Raw genomic sequence first — 14575 nt, 5'->3', positions numbered from 1 at the left:
CGGGGATCTTATCCAAAATTAGTCACAATAATTCAATAAATTCATCTACACTTAAACCTGCTTGTCGAATAATTCCCCGCAAAGTACCCCTATCTAGTTCTTTATGATCTGGTACTGATATTGTAGTTCTAGGTTCTTCACGAACCAAGATAATGTGACTTCCTCTTTGTCTATCTACAAAAAAGCCGATTTTTTCTAATGCTTTCACACATTCTAAACCTGAGATAATAGGTAATTTACTCACACCAATACTACCTCAACTGTATCTTCTGGAACAGGTTCACCTCTATCTTGTAAAACTTCAATATATAAAGATATTGCTTCTTCAATATTAGCTAAAGCCTCCTCACGGGTTTTACCCTGACTAATACAACCAGGTAAACTGGGTACTTCGACAACAAAATACCCATCTTCACCATGAGATAATAGCACTTTTCTTTGAGATTTCATCGTTTTCATAGTTCAAGTAGTTTCTTGATGGAATGACAAATACAATGATATATCTTTTACTCAGGTAAAGCATCTATATCATATAGCTTATTTTGCAAGGTTGCTTGATTAATTTTTTCCAAATACTCCGCTATTAAATTAAATTCATCCGATGAAAAAATGAATGTATCTAAACTTCCACGTACTATTTCTTCTTCTGTATTTGAACCATTTTTAATCCTTAAATAATAAGAGTACATTCCTCCTTGATAGTAGAAAATCGAGAATTTTGCTACAAAATCTCCCGCACTAGCTATTCCTGAAATAGTTTCTGAAGCTTCCACATCTGGTTTATATTTATACTCAAATTTCCAAGTTTTTCTAATTACTCCATTGTGGATTTTTTCAAATAATTTTTTCATATACTCTAAACGAGTAATTTTTTGCTCGTCCATGTTAAAAATCATTTCTTCTGGCATATTTTCACCTTGTCCATTATTTTGTAATATGAAAATGCGGTATTTTGCTTCGTTCAAAATTTCTTGATTATTTATATCAGGAAGTTTTGCACATTCTAATTCTAACCTTTTAACCAAATAACCATAAACCTCTAAACCCTTTTCCTGATTTTTTGGCTGATTCAATAAATCATCACAAGCATTCAAAATATCTAAAGCAAATTGATAATTTCCCTGTTCACAATGATGATAAAAAGCATCAAGATAATCTGTTAAATCATCTTCCCAATCCCAATTTTCTAGCCAATCACCTTCTATATCATCAACATAAAGATGAATATAATCAGCACCATAATTTTGCTTATCTAGCTGCAACTGTTGGGATGCTTCCAGATACTTCCAATCTATCTCATAACTGGACTGATTATAAATCTTTACATCGTTAGTCATAATACTATCCAGGGAAGGGTATAACAGTAATAAAATTATTTGGGCGATCGCTACTCTCTTTTAGCATAACATCAGCTAACTTGAGTAGATGGTTTGGACTGTTCACTTGAGCATCATGAGCAACTAATAAAGCCCGTTTAATACCCCAACATGATAGAGTGTTATTCCATCGCTGCTGCTTATTCAAAAAATCAGGGTTAGGTTGTCCATCCCGCAGGTTAGAAATACCCGTAAGCTGAACAAAAACAGGCTCAAGTGTACTAGGAACATGACTAACAAGTAAATCTGTAGCCATAGATAAATCTAGAATGTAACGATTTGAAGCACTCCCATCAGTTCTAGAGTTGATAGTTTTAGTCAAATTAAAAATTAAATCTTCATCATTACCAGTATACTCTTCTTGTATAAGTTTTTCAACCCAGTAAGAAAATTTTGGATCTTCTTGACTCAACCACTTAGGCAAGATTACCGTATACCAATAATACTCAGTTACAGATATATTCTTTTGCTGGCAAAATTTTTCTCTTTCTGCTGGCGATAACTTTAAAAGTGGTTGGATTGTATGTAGATAAGTTTGAATATCGTAATAAAATTCATTCAGAAAGTCTATTAAAAACCGTTTTTTCTCCAAAATTTCGTTTTTATATTTAGATAGTGTAGTTCCAATTTCATTAATCCTAGCTGCTAACTTAGGTTCTATAAATAAAGCTTTCTTTTTTAGAAGTTGCAACCTGGGCTTAATCTCATTTGCTTGTAGTCTAATTCTATATTCTGTCAATTCAAATCTCCATCAATCTTTATTAAATTAATTTAATAAAATTTCGTATGTCAAGTTTATCAAACATGGGTATTCCAGAGAAACACCCCATCACAATTATTTAACATTCAACCTGGCAAGAACTAAAATGTAAATCCTGTAACTCTTTATATTATCATGCCCTGGACTTTTTGAAACTCTTAAAAATTCCCATCCTGTAAATCCTTAAATCCTGGACATCCTGATTCAGACAAAAATACATTTAAATCATCATTATTAAATATCTTCCTCATCTTTATTTATTTCTTTTTCTGTTTTCTCAAGTCCTAAAAATGATATATTAGCTAGGGCTTGCTGAATAAATGTAAAACCCAGATAGAACAAAGGTTACAGGCTGATAAAAAGGAAAAAAGTGCAAGGGTTTTCAAGGGTATACCTGAAAAAGTGTGCATTTTTTTGGATTTCTAGAGATAGTAAAGAAATTTTCAAACCTCCTCCTGACTCCTGACTCCTGACTCCTAACTCCTGACTCCTAACTCCTAACGAAAAGACTTTTTCAGCAACCCCTAGCTAGTTATAGTTGCGATCGCACAGTGCGTCTATGGCAATTACAAACAGACCAAAAACCAAAAAAACCGTCCCTATAACTTGTTAACAACCCTTTTAGAGCATACAAGGACAGTTTTAGCAGTTGCCTTTAGTCCCAACGGAGAGATTTTAGCAACAGGTAGCGATGATAACACCATTAAATTATGGAATGTTAATACTGGTGAAATAATTAGCACACTTTTAGGACATTCCTGGTCAGTAGCAGTATGAGCTTTTAGCGCCGATGGAAAAACCCTAATTAGTTGCAGTTGGTATAAAACCATCAAACTTTGGCATATCAGCACCAAGACAAAAATAGCAACTCTTGTAGATCATTTTAACTCAGTATCTACAGTGGCACTTAGTCCTGATTCCCAAATAATTGCTACTGGTAGTAGAGACAAAACCATTAAAATATGGAAAAATTGGAAAATCGGGACTGGGTAGTAATTGATAATTACCAATTACCAATTACCAATTACCAATCACCAAATTAAAACAATCAGGCGCTACCTGTAAAGGCAACTTCAGGAAACTTCAACTGCGCTTCTGCCATTGGGCGGTTTCTGCCTTCTTCTTGCCAGTAGTTAATCACTTCAGTTGCTTTGTTGAGCAACTCAACGCGATCAATATCAGTAATCCAGTGTTTGGATTCTAACTCTTTTTTAAGTTCTTCCCACGCATCATTACGAGGCCAGAAGAAGTATTTAGTTAAGGGGCTTGTGCCTTTACCAACAACCTGATCAACTGCTAAGGCTACATTCTCATCTAACCAGAGAATTTTTAAGATAAATTTTGTGGTCAATCGTACCTCCGGGACAAATCCGGCTATAACTTACTAATGTTTGCGACCATTTATTATAACTGAATATCTGTCCAATTGACCAATGAGTTTAGAAGCGTGGCGTTAGCCATTCTCCTGACTCCTGTACGGGCGTTCGCGAAGCGTGCTGGAAGCATCAGCATTCGGGCGATAAATTATCAATTTTTGTCCAAGGTTGTTTTCCGAATGCTTCGCCCCTACGACTCCTCCTGTAATCACAAAATTTGTAAAACCACCAAAGTCATATCATCAGTATTTTGTCGTTCAGAACCGATAAAATCCTGAACCTTATCAAACAAATAATCAACAATTTCCTGGGGTCCATTGCAATAACGACAAGCAGCATTAAACGAAGTCACAAAATTATCTTCATCAAAGCGATCGCCACCAGCCGCCGCCGCATCCGTTAAACCATCTGTATAATAAATAACTGTATCCCCTGGTTCTAATTGTGCTTCCCCATTCTCATATTGACTATTTGCATCCAAACCAATCAACATCCCCATAGTATCCAATCTCGTCACTGTTTTAGTAGCCGCGTGCCACCACAAAGGCGGATTATGTGCTGCATTACTATAAGATAACAATCTTGTACGGGGATTATATTCTGAATAAAACAAAGTGACAAACCGGTGGGAATTTTCCAAATCAGCATACATCACACGATTCAAATTTTGCAAAATTCCCGCCGCAGAATTACCATGTAATACTTCACCTCTGAGCATTCCTCGCAACATGGTCATAATTAAACCAGCAGGAACACCTTTACCCATCACATCCCCAATTACCAAAGCCCAACGGGCATCTTCTTTACTGCTATTAAGATTAGATTTAAACTGATTATGATTTGTGGGAATAAAATCATAATAATCTCCACCCACACGATTAGCCGGTTTACAACGTGCGGCCAAAACAGCACCAGGAACATTAGGACATTGACGCGGTAAAAGTCGCCGTTGAATCTCAGCACCAATTTCTAATTCTTGATCTAATCGTTCTTTTTTCCTCAATTCTACTGCTAGTTCATCGTTGTCAATAGCTACGGCTGTTTGATCTGCAACTAACCTGACTAACTTTTGTCTAGTTTCTGTCCAACTATATTCTGGATCACGGCTTAAAACATAAAGCCATCCCCTTTCTGTATGTTTAACTATAATTGCTGTACCAAAAATCTGCACATCTGGTCCTAAATATTGATGCATCTGAGCATCTAAAATTCCTGTGGTTGTCAGTGGTGCAGAATTAGGTAACAGTGTAATTTTACTTGTAGCATTTTCTAGGGCTTTGCGGATAATTTTCCGTTGTTGACTATCCTGCCAATGTAGCTGCTCTAACCTAATTTGACCATTTGGTTTATAGAGAAATAGGGCGCTACCTTCAGCATCGGTAACTCTGGTGGCCATGAGAGGAATCAGTTCCAAAAACTGATTCAAATTATTGAAACTTCTGAGAGCAAATCCTAAAGAACTCAGCAAATCTTGAATTTTGTTCTGTTCCCGATGCAGTCTAGCCACAAGTTCTTTCAGTGCCACAACTGGAGTGACATCTGTGGTGGCACTACTATTAATTTCGGTGGAGTGAGAAGGAACTTGAGACACAGGTAAATATACTATTGCATTTGATATTAACAGATGGCAGATTGATGATTTATGAGCAATTTTTTATTTAGTGTTGCTCAATCATATTCGACAAGATTAGTCATTTTAGCAAGAGTAGAAAGATTGAAGATGTAATTTTGAACAGTATTGCATTTGCTGGTTTTATTGTTTGCCATTTATCAGGAGTTTCCGGTCATTGTATTTTTAGTTAAACCCTGTCTAGTATAAAACAGTAATTTTGATAACGCTACAGACGGCTTATAATTTTTTCATGTCTTAATTAGTATTTCATATATCTTGGGAAATAAAGCTTTTTTGTGATCAGATTCATCTCTTACACTTATAGAGTAAGTCTGGAGATTTTTAAGTTAATGGATTTGAAAGTGCTTGATGGCTAAGGTGTTCTGGATAGCAACGATTTTTTCTTTAAGTAGGAATTAAGTGCAAGGTTTTTCAGTTGCCACCTCATAAAAGCTTGTACTTTTTGAAAGTCAAAATAGCTAAAACCCTTTACCTGTAAAGTTTTCGGATTTATTTAGCAAACCCTACTTACCAAGTTTCTGTATCCAGTTGATTAGCTATGAAATTTTGAATGGCTAAATATGCAATTTAGCTCAAGACAAAAGATATAGAATCTATAAGAAATAGAACCTAGACTCAGGATACTCTGGAATCTTTCAACCAAAACCTATATCGAGTGTTTTAGTTAAACCATGATAATTTACATCTGTAAATGGTCAAGAAAGAGTATTTATATGTAATTTTGCCAGTAGAACCTGATAACCAAGTTAGGAGTCATTAGCTACTTTGTTGACACTCATCCACTTGTGTGTGAATACCTTTTACAGTCATCCATGAACCTTGGTGCTGCATTAGATAAACTCCTTGGGCAGTGATAAAAATAGCTTTAGTGTGCAATTCTACCAGAAGTTGGCCATTTTTTGTAAAAAAAAAGAATTATTTTAATTTATGGGACTGCAAGGGACTGGTGACTGGGGACTGGTGACTGGGTAATCAATTTTATGTTTCCCAATCACCAATCACCAATCACCAATTACCCATTTAAAAGTGCTTCGACAAATTCATAACTAGAGAAGGGGCGTAAATCTTCAATTCCTTCTCCAGCACCAATAAAGCGAATGGGCAAACCTAACTGTTGTACAACTGCTAAGGCCACTCCTCCTTTAGCCGTACCATCTAGCTTGGTTAAGACAACGCCGCTGAGTTGGGCAGCTTGGGAAAATACTTCAGCTTGTCTCAGTCCATTTTGTCCCAAGGTAGAATCTAAAACTAAGAGAGATTCCACATGGGCATTTGGGGCTTTTTTGTCAATAATTCGCCGAATTTTACTTAATTCGTCCATTAAGTTTTTCTTGTTTTGCAGTCGTCCAGCGGTATCTACTAATAATAATTCCGTGCCTCGTGACTGGGCGGCGGCGATCGCATCAAATACCACGGCGGCTGGATCTGTATTCTTCCCAGGATTAGCTATAACTTCTACTCCGCTTCTTGTTCCCCAAACTTTCACTTGTTCTACAGCAGCAGCCCGGAAAGTGTCAGCAGCACCAATTAAGCAGTTATAGCCGGATTTTTGGGCTAAATGGGCAATTTTACCGATTGTTGTAGTTTTACCAGCACCGTTAACTCCTGTAATTAACCAAATGGTTAAGTTATCTTTTTCTGGGGCAAAGCTGGATCTGGGTGATGCTTCAATTGGTGCATCTAGCATATCCCGAAGGATTTGTTTCAGGTAGGCGATCGCCTGTTCTGGTGGCGTAACTTCATCCCGCAATTTTTGCTGTAAAGCATCAATAATCAAATCTGTGGCTTCTACACCCACATCAGCTTGCAGCAGTAATGCCTCAATTTCAGTTACAGCAGCTTGATTTAATGGTCCTTGTCCAACAATGGCTTTGAGTTGGTTAAGGATATTGCGCCGAGTTTTATCTAAACCTTGGCGTAATTTTTTCAACCAGGTAATTTCTTCTATAGAAATATCTTCGGCCTTTCTACCTTGTGCTGCTAAAACTTCTGCTGACCATACAAACCCATCATCAAATTCTATGACGGGAATTTCTGCTGCTGTTTCTGGTGTGGTTGTAGTTGATGTTGAAGTTGGTGTTGAAGTTGGTGTTGTTTCCGGTTGTGCAACTTCAACGGCACTGGCTATCAATCTTTCCTGTTTGGCTTGCCTTTCTGCTGCTGCCCGTTCTAAAAACGATAAAGTTGCTGGTTGTTGATCACTAACTGGAGTTTCTGAGCTAGTAACTTCTAATTCCTCAGTAACAGATGTTGCTTCTACTGATGTTGGTGCAGTTACTTCTTCTACAGATATTTCTGCGGTTTCTTCAGTAACAGAGGTTGTTTCTACTGGTGTTGGTGTAACTGCTTCCTCTACAGATGTTTCTGCTTTTTCTTCAGTAACAGCAGTTGTTTCTGCTGGGGTTGGTGTAACTGCTTCCTCTACAACAACTGTTTCTGGTGTTTCTTCAGTAACAGATGCTTCTGCTGGTGCAGTTTCTTGGGGCTGAGATTGTTGTTTTTGCTGAATATTTTTATAAGCAGCTTTAGCATAAGCCAATAGGTCCGCAGTATCAGGTGTAGTTTCTGCGGCTGGTTCTGGCTGTGCTTCTTGTGTAGGCTGAGTTTCCCCCTGTGGTTGTGTTTGGGGGGGTTGAGAAGAATCGTTATGTTGACGGCGGAACCAATTAAAAACCATTGCAGCAATATTATTAGTTAATTAGATATCAATTATCAGTTATTAGTTAGCTAGTCACAGTAATCTACCAGTCCCCAGTCCCCAGTCAAGGGTCTCCAGTCACTTGCTATATCAGTTTAATTTAATTTGCCACTTTTTCCGGGGTGGGAAGTTTTCCAAATATCCTCACTTTTAACGCACTCAAAGATCGGGAAGAAGTGAGGATATCACTCTATGCTATTTGTTTCTGCTCTGTAACACGACGGAGAACACCATTAATAAAGCGATGTCCTTCATCTCCACTGTAGCGTTTAGCTAATTCTACGGCTTCGTTGATGGCAATACTGGCGGGAACTCCCATAAAGTTCATTTCGGCTACGGCAATTTGTAAGATATCCCGATCTATTTGTGCTAGTCGTGTTACTTGCCAATCTACTAAAGCTCCAGAAATTATTTGATCAAGGACGTTGCGGTTTTCATCAACGGTGATCACTATTTCTTTAGCATAATTGCGAACTTCCTTATCTTGATTGGCTAACTGAATCAATTCTGGAAAATCAACGGCTGTACCTAATTGATTGATAGCTGTCTGGGTATAGGTGATCGCTTCTTGCAGCATGGTTCTAGCTGTATTTAGGTCTGAAGCCCGCGTTTGGCTCGTTAAAAGGCGATCATTACTGCGTTGTAGTTCTGCGGCCGCATTATTGAGGGTGTCTTGCACTTCTATAGTCAAAGTGCGGACTGCACCCAAAACTAATTTGGCTACCAGTTGTTCATCTGGCAGTTTCTCTAATTTTTTGGGGTTGACTGGCAGTTGGCTGAGGCTTAACAATGCCAGTTCTCTGGCTATTTGCTGGGGTTTACGACGTTGCATAATGGTGGTTCTGGTTAGGGAAGAAGTAATGAAGTAAATGGGGCAAACTTATTAGTATATCAAGTTTGACACATTTTCACAATTAGATTATCTGTTGGTAGTGGGTAATTGGTAATGGGTAATTGGTAATGGGTAATTGGTAATGGGTAATTGGGGGATGCTGAATAAACCAAAAAGCCTCTTCAATAATTGACAATTGATCAAGCTTCTTCTACAGAAATAACGTGATTTTTGGGTTCTATCGCTGACACTGCGGTTGGTAAAACCAATGGGGCTATGCCAGTATTGGAGGCAACGATACCACCAGAGACTACTATTTTAAAAGCGTCTTCTATGGACATTGAGAGATTTACTACTTCGGTTTCTGGTACTACTGCATACCATCCAGTGGTAGGGTTAGGGGTGGTGGGGATAAAAACGCTCAACATTGGTTGATTCATCTGGGTTTGGATATCGCTGCTCACTGCACCAGTGACAAAGGCGATCGCCCAAATTCCTTTTCTGGGATACTCTAATAAAACGACACGGCGAAATTTACCATTGGAATCTTTGAGTATTGTTTCTAATAATTGCTTGAGGGTTTTGTATACCTGACCAGCTAAGGGTATAGCTTGCAGTATTCTCTCCCCAAAATCTAGCAACCACTTACCAACTATATTCCGAGCCATCAAACCAATGACTAGGATGCTCAGTAGTGGTACTGCCAGTCCAACTAGCAAATTCAATAAATTGACTAATATCGGATGTAGACCATCAAAGGGATTTAGCTGTTTGGGGATTTGGGTGAGAAAGTTAACTACCCAACTGGCAATAGTAATAGTCAGCCAGATGGTAGTTGCTAGGGGAATCACTACCAACAAACCAGCAATCAGGTCATTTTTTAAGTCCTGTTTCAGCCGTTCAATTACCAAGCCCCGATTCTCCTTTTTTTAGGTTACTACAATTTTTCTGACTGCTCTGAAAAGTCCCATAACCATGATCAGGTGCGATAAGACACCTTTTATGATCAGGTTAATAGCTATTGGGTATTATGGTTAATTAACCAGTGTTACTTTTCGTTGTAATACTTGTAAATGATTGTTGCAAGTTTCTCAGGTATTATCAATCCTAACGCGCTATTTGACTAGATGCTCAAAATTTATAGATGATAATTCAGAAGGCAGGAAGCACAAGGTAGGAGTCGGGGTTGGGCGTTGGGAGTTAAATAAGTTTTGTTAACAATTTTAATTGTCGTTATTCACAAGCTGTTATTTGTTGGGTAAAGCATAATCTGTCAAGGAGAGAGTAGCATACATCATGGTGACTGCCCCTCAAGGGGCAATTCGTTCGCCTACATCCACTGTTCCTTAGCACAGCAAAATATCTTCGCCACGCTCAGATACTTTGCTTCAGTGGTTTTGGCTCACTCCATTTTCTTATAAATTAACGCGCTGGCGCTTTCCGTTTCCCACCTTGTAAAGATCCCATCCCTTTTAATCCTGTCCAACCGATGATGATATAACCGATAGCTAATAATAAACTGCTAATACCTATCCTTAGTCCAGACTTCCAAGCACTTTCTTTCGCTTGTTTTTCAGCTTCTTCTTTCTGTTGGCGAATTTGATTGATTCTTTGTTGGGCTACTTGATTAGGATCTGTTTGTTCAGCAATAAATTTGTCCAATTCTTGAGGATTGGCTTTAAATTTCTTCAGTAATTCTTTTTGATCTGCGGGCAGTTGAGGGTTTTCCAGTGCTTGCTTATATCTCTGCTCGTCTTTAATTAGTTCAGTAAACTGTGCCTTGGCTTGGCTTCGGGCTTGTTCTAACTGTGCTTTGGCCTGATCATTATTTAGCTGATTGAGAAATTGAGATAGCTGGTTGTTAAGTTGGGTTTCTGCTTGTTGGGCTTCTTGGGAAATTTGATTGACTCTTTGTGTGCTGGCTTGACGGACATTGTTGAGATGGAGAGGGAAAATCAACAAGAACATCAAACCTAAGAGGCTGGCAAGTATCAAAGAGGGAAATCTGAGATCCAAACTTGAGCGATCGCCTCCCTCAGCACTATCAAACCAATATGCAGCCAAGATCATCCCTAAACCTACCATTGGTACAATTCCCCGATCAACCAGGGCTGTTGTTAAGCCAATTTGTGCTTGCTTGTCCGTGGGACTAAAACCCAACAACAAAATCACAAAATCAACAAAAAAAGACAAAATGCAAACTATCCCAACTACCTTGAGTGCGAGGGAAGTATTAGAGGAAACAACACGGTTAACCATATTTTTGTAAATTTCTTGTGAATAAACTGATTGACATTTATCAAGTTACAACTATCAAGTTACAACTCTCGTCTGTCACCTACAAAATATCTGTTCCCAAACCGGTAAATCTTCTGGACGGTCAACATCAGCTAAACTAGGTAAGTATCCAGATAATAAATTTAGTTTCTGGGCAATTTCTATAGTTTCTTGGAATACTTTGGCAGTTCCCCATGAGATTTGAGAAAACAACTCTGGGACGACTCGACGTAAACCAATCAAGTAATAACCACCATCCAGTGCCGGTCCTAGCACTAAATCACAAACCTTAAGTTTCTCCAAGGCTGATGCTAAAATGTGTGAGTTTAGACCAGGACAATCAGTACCAATGATGATTACCTGTTCTGCATTGTTACTAAAAGCATCTACAAGCGATCGCATCATCCGCTCACCTAAATCGCCTTCACCTTGAGTTTGATATACAAAACCAACACCTAACCAATTTTGCATTAATTCCCAATTACCCCCAGCAAACCGCACTTCCACATTTATAGCAGATATCTTTTGTAATTCTTGCACCTGCAATATGGTATGTTCAGTCATTTGCTTTTGCAGATCAGCCGCACCAACTTCACCCAAAGCAGGTATCAGTCTGGTTTTGGTCTTCCCTGGTTCTGGATAACGGGTAAAAATAATTAGATGCTGTTTTGGGATATTTAGTAATTTCTGCACAGCAGCGCCCTTTTTCACAAGTCTAAAGTCACAAGTTAAAAAATAGAGAATTGGGAATAGGAGGCAAAAGGCAAAAGGCAAAAGATACAGCAGATTTCGTTTTTATGAGGTACAAATCATAATCATGAAACTCTTGTGGGGTGGGCATCTTGCCCGCCCCTAGTGTACCTCATGACACCGGAAAATGCTGTAAATATTCTCGCCCTGCTTCCCCTGCTTCCCCTGCCTCCCCTGCCTCCTGCCTCCTGCCTCCTGCCTCCTGACTCCTATTCCTTAGCAACTTGGTTAATAACAATATTTACCATCTTCAGGAGTCGGATTTTCTTTTGCGGTTCGCAATGCTCCTAAAATTGTCGATACAAAAACACAACGCTTTGCTTTGCCACCAGATTTACTAGATAGGGTGATTCTACCTAATGGGGGTTTTCTGACACTACCTAAATAATCAAACTGAATATGTCTTATACCATTAGACTGCTGTAAAATTGTTTCTGCATCTAGACGAACTGTAGCATCTAAACTATTCCATATAGCATTAAGTGGGTTAACTGTTCCTGGATGAATAGCCCATTGAAGTATATCATTTTCTTCTCTAAAACTAACTTGCCAAGTCAATTTCTCCTTTTTTGCTTGACTTTGAGCTTGACGTATTGCTTGATAAACTTGATTTTGAGCAGTATTCAAACGCAAATTATTCAGAAAAGACATCCAACTTGGTGCTGCTATTCCACCCAATATACCAATTATTAAGAGAATTATTAAATTTTCTAGCAAAGTAAATCCGTTATTTGATTTCTCAGATATTTTGTGCATTGTATTCATTGTTTGTTTCAAACTCAACTTTTTTATATACCAATCACCAATTACCAATCACCAATTACCAATTACCAATCACCAATTACCAATTACCAATTACCAATTACCAATTACCAATTACCAATTACCAATTACCAATTACCAATCACCAATTACCAATCAGCAATCAGCAATCACCAATCATCAATCACTATTTATATAAATACCCACGTCCTTTAACTTTAATATTCGCGGTGGGAAAATAAGTTTTTTGATCGTTACTGTAGTCAATACCAATATGATGATTAAGACGAGCCAAGGCATTACCGCGAATAAATATTTGTGCAGTTGTATTCAAACTATCAACGCAAGCATAAAAACTAGTCATTTTACCTGTTGTAGTTGTATTAAAACTATCAGGAGTTACTTTTGACCAAGTAATATTAGGATTTGTAGAATTAGGAGGACAAATTGCTGGGGGTGGATTATTTGTAGTTTGATCAATATAATCAACCAAAACTAATGTATTAGCAGTATAAGCATTACTTCCCTTTTGCCAAGCATTCATAATTTCTTTGATAGTACCTTTACCATTGATATCAAAAGGAGCAAAACCATTACTAGGACAATATTCATTTGGTTGACTAGAAGAACCTTTTACATATTTACCTGGATATCCATTACATGATATTGTTTTCTTATCAGCGATATTAGCGAGGACACCATCTCTAATTTCCCATCTACCAATACGAGCTATTTTAGACCAATTAGAATTAGAATTATTAGTATCTTGCATTAAAAAATAAACCACTAGGGAATAAACAAAAGTATCATTTTTACCTCTTCCAGAAACTGGTAAAACATCAGTGATTAATTCTCGTTGCCAAAATACAAGTACCGGATCTCTATCAATACCTCTGGGGGGTGCAGGTAGTTGATTTTTGATAGCTTCTATACCTTGAGCATCATAGATATAAAAAGCCTGTTGTAAATCGCGGGAAATATACTCTAATGCTGCTTGAATTTCCTGTTCTGATTTGATTTTAGCTTGTTCTCTGCGGTCAATTTCCATCACATTAATCATGAAACCTAATAATGTCGTGATAATAATAGATGACATTACCAGACCTACCATTAATTCAATTAATGTAAAACCACTGTTGACTTGAACATTTTTACGTATTTTATACTGGCGAAAGATGATTAAGGTATCTAAGATAAATTTCATGGTGATGTTCCAATTCAATAATATTAAAACCCCAAAAATAAATTAACAATTGAAAATTAAATTTACCTTAAAAGGGCAGGTTTTAAACATTGAAGGCAACAATTATCAATTGTCAATTGTCAATTATCTACAAGGTGCAGATAAAGGAGTACCTAAACGCTGACATAAAGCTTGAAATGTCGTCCTATTATTGCCTATATCAGTGGTCATTTCTATTAATGGTGCTTGTTTATCACCGAGTCCATCAGTGATAGGAGAAGCAGTTTGTTGACTTGTTGCACCAGTATTGATTTTGATGGTTTGGCTAAAATCAATATCTGCGCGATAGACTCTAATTGCTAACCGATAACCGTCATTTTTTTTGGTGGTTTGGACAATTCTTCCGGCTTGAATATAAAACATATTATTTGTACAATCTGTGTTGTGAATAATGCCATATTGATTAGCACAATATAGTTCACTAGGTGATGAAGGTGGAGGCATTTCTGATGTATTGATTAAATAATCATCTGGAGTAATAGCAAGATTTCTTGGTGCATCTTGAGTAGATGTCAGTTGAGATACTATTGTTGGTTTATTGATAGAACCAATTCTCACTCCGTCAATAAATGTTCTTGCAGTTTGAGATGCCATTTCTACTCTTCTAGCTTGCATACGAATGGCTGTTGACATCACTAATACTGGGGCGATCGCTGCTAGTAATATGGAAGCTACAACCATTCCTACTAATGCTTCCAAAATAGTAAAACCAGAGTTATTAAAGGTGACAGGGAACAGGTGACAGGTTACAGGGTTTAAAGTTTTTTGATATCTAGGTTTTCTCATTACTAATACCACGAAATTGGTTTAAAAAGTAATAGTTTACGGTTTTGTCTGTCTAGCTGCGATTTATAATCGCTGGGTGCTA

The 14575-nt window shown here is 37.7% G+C and carries 16 protein-coding genes; 2 read left to right on the top strand and 14 right to left on the bottom strand.

Annotated features, from left to right (window positions below; all coding sequences use genetic code 11):
- Positions 1 to 22: 22 nt before the first annotated feature.
- The 4 genes from K2F26_RS12675 to K2F26_RS12660 are packed head-to-tail and all read right to left on the bottom strand — an operon-like array spanning position 23 to position 2115.
- Positions 23 to 244, bottom strand: a complete 222-nt coding sequence (locus tag K2F26_RS12675) for a type II toxin-antitoxin system HicA family toxin (RefSeq protein WP_220608113.1) — start codon at positions 242 to 244, stop codon at positions 23 to 25.
- Entirely contained in the window at positions 241 to 459 is a 219-nt protein-coding gene (locus tag K2F26_RS12670) for a type II toxin-antitoxin system HicB family antitoxin (protein ID WP_096569157.1), read from the bottom strand. Before K2F26_RS12670 ends, K2F26_RS12675 begins: the two co-directional genes overlap by 4 nt.
- Before the next feature lie 47 nt (positions 460 to 506).
- Positions 507 to 1337: a hypothetical protein gene (locus K2F26_RS12665; protein ID WP_220608112.1), complete on the bottom strand. Its 831-nt coding sequence runs from the start codon at positions 1335 to 1337 to the stop codon at positions 507 to 509.
- Between the two features lie 4 nt (positions 1338 to 1341).
- The gene (locus K2F26_RS12660) at positions 1342 to 2115 is read right to left on the bottom strand and encodes a hypothetical protein (protein WP_220608111.1); all 774 of its coding nucleotides are present in this window, start codon (positions 2113 to 2115) and stop codon (positions 1342 to 1344) included.
- Positions 2116 to 2742: 627 nt separating this feature from the next.
- Between K2F26_RS12660 and K2F26_RS25325 the strand changes: the two genes are divergently transcribed.
- Together K2F26_RS25325 and K2F26_RS25320 are read left to right on the top strand one after the other, a co-directional pair.
- On the top strand, positions 2743 to 2913 hold the full coding sequence (locus K2F26_RS25325) for a WD40 repeat domain-containing protein (RefSeq protein ID WP_367890299.1): 171 nt from the start codon (positions 2743 to 2745) through the stop codon (positions 2911 to 2913).
- A gap of 27 nt (positions 2914 to 2940) precedes the next feature.
- A complete protein-coding gene (locus K2F26_RS25320) occupies positions 2941 to 3129 on the top strand; it encodes a WD40 repeat domain-containing protein (RefSeq protein WP_367890339.1) in 189 nt (62 codons plus the stop codon).
- 55 nt (positions 3130 to 3184) lie between these two features.
- Here the strand turns inward: K2F26_RS25320 and K2F26_RS12650 are convergent, their stop codons facing one another.
- The 10 genes from K2F26_RS12650 to hpsB all read right to left on the bottom strand — a co-directional run bounded on the left by K2F26_RS12650 (position 3185) and on the right by hpsB (position 14493).
- Positions 3185 to 3487 (bottom strand): 30S ribosomal protein PSRP-3, encoded by a 303-nt coding sequence (locus tag K2F26_RS12650; protein WP_220608110.1) that lies wholly within the window; start codon positions 3485 to 3487, stop codon positions 3185 to 3187.
- Between the two features lie 233 nt (positions 3488 to 3720).
- A complete protein-coding gene (locus tag K2F26_RS12645) occupies positions 3721 to 5103 on the bottom strand; it encodes a PP2C family protein-serine/threonine phosphatase (RefSeq protein WP_220608109.1) in 1383 nt (460 codons plus the stop codon).
- A gap of 1054 nt (positions 5104 to 6157) precedes the next feature.
- Positions 6158 to 7822 (bottom strand): signal recognition particle-docking protein FtsY, encoded by a 1665-nt coding sequence (ftsY, locus tag K2F26_RS12640; RefSeq protein ID WP_220608108.1) that lies wholly within the window; start codon positions 7820 to 7822, stop codon positions 6158 to 6160.
- Between the two features lie 211 nt (positions 7823 to 8033).
- Complete coding sequence (gene nusB, locus K2F26_RS12635) at positions 8034 to 8675, bottom strand: transcription antitermination factor NusB (protein ID WP_220608107.1); 642 nt, start codon at positions 8673 to 8675, stop codon at positions 8034 to 8036.
- Positions 8676 to 8875: 200 nt separating this feature from the next.
- Positions 8876 to 9586, bottom strand: coding sequence for a DUF502 domain-containing protein (locus tag K2F26_RS12630; RefSeq protein ID WP_220608106.1), 711 nt, complete (start codon positions 9584 to 9586; stop codon positions 8876 to 8878).
- 511 nt (positions 9587 to 10097) lie between these two features.
- On the bottom strand, positions 10098 to 10934 hold the full coding sequence (hpsJ-B, locus tag K2F26_RS12625) for a hormogonium polysaccharide biosynthesis protein HpsJ (RefSeq protein WP_220608105.1): 837 nt from the start codon (positions 10932 to 10934) through the stop codon (positions 10098 to 10100).
- Between the two features lie 75 nt (positions 10935 to 11009).
- Positions 11010 to 11645, bottom strand: coding sequence for a TIGR04282 family arsenosugar biosynthesis glycosyltransferase (locus tag K2F26_RS12620; protein ID WP_220611867.1), 636 nt, complete (start codon positions 11643 to 11645; stop codon positions 11010 to 11012).
- Between the two features lie 285 nt (positions 11646 to 11930).
- Complete coding sequence (locus K2F26_RS12615) at positions 11931 to 12467, bottom strand: pilus assembly FimT family protein (RefSeq protein WP_220608104.1); 537 nt, start codon at positions 12465 to 12467, stop codon at positions 11931 to 11933.
- A 184-nt stretch (positions 12468 to 12651) separates the two neighbouring features.
- Positions 12652 to 13668, bottom strand: a complete 1017-nt coding sequence (gene hpsC / locus K2F26_RS12610) for a hormogonium polysaccharide secretion pseudopilin HpsC (protein ID WP_220608103.1) — start codon at positions 13666 to 13668, stop codon at positions 12652 to 12654.
- A 123-nt stretch (positions 13669 to 13791) separates the two neighbouring features.
- On the bottom strand, positions 13792 to 14493 hold the full coding sequence (gene hpsB / locus K2F26_RS12605) for a hormogonium polysaccharide secretion pseudopilin HpsB (RefSeq protein WP_220608102.1): 702 nt from the start codon (positions 14491 to 14493) through the stop codon (positions 13792 to 13794).
- Between the last annotated feature and the right edge of the window lie 82 nt (positions 14494 to 14575).

The organism is Sphaerospermopsis torques-reginae ITEP-024 (genome assembly GCF_019598945.1).
Lineage (GTDB): Bacteria > Cyanobacteriota > Cyanobacteriia > Cyanobacteriales > Nostocaceae > Sphaerospermopsis.
Note: the sequence above shows the minus strand (reverse complement) of the source record. Positions and strands in the feature narration are given on the sequence as shown.